The following is a 431-nucleotide window of genomic DNA, read 5'->3' as shown; positions in this document are numbered from 1 at the left end:
CGGGTGATGCGTCCGAGTTCGTCGCGTTCGGCGGTGACCTGACCGTAGGCACCGTAGCTGTAGGCGCGACTGGCGCCTGTAGGAGAAGTCGTCAGGATCAGGCGGCCGGCGGCGTCCCACTGCTGACGGCTGATGACGCCAAACTCGTCCTGCGTGGTGGTCCTTCGCCCCAGCGCATCGTAGGAAAAGCGCCGCACGCCACCGTCAGGCAGGGTTTCCTCGATAAGCTGGCCGAGTTCGTTCCACACCCAGCGATGGCGGCTGCTGTCCGGGTAACGCAGCGACAGCAACTGGCCGCGCAGGTTGTAGTAGTAATGGGTGACCTGACCGTCGGGATCGACCGCTTCGGTGACTGCGCCCTCGGCATTGCGCCGATAGATCCACACCGCCTCGCCACGGCAACGCTTGTAGAGAAAACCGTTGCGGTACTC

At 64.3% G+C, this 431-nt stretch carries 1 protein-coding gene; it reads right to left on the bottom strand.

Annotated features, from left to right (window positions below):
* A partial coding sequence (locus HU755_RS26960) for an RHS repeat protein (protein ID WP_186638293.1) occupies positions 1-431 on the bottom strand: 431 nt, incomplete at both ends.

Origin of the sequence: Pseudomonas sp. SWRI111 (genome assembly GCF_014268555.1) — a bacterium.
Taxonomy (GTDB): Bacteria; Pseudomonadota; Gammaproteobacteria; order Pseudomonadales; family Pseudomonadaceae; genus Aquipseudomonas; species Aquipseudomonas hamedanensis.
The sequence above is the reverse complement of the archived record's forward strand: the minus strand, read 5'-3'. Positions and strand labels throughout refer to the sequence as shown.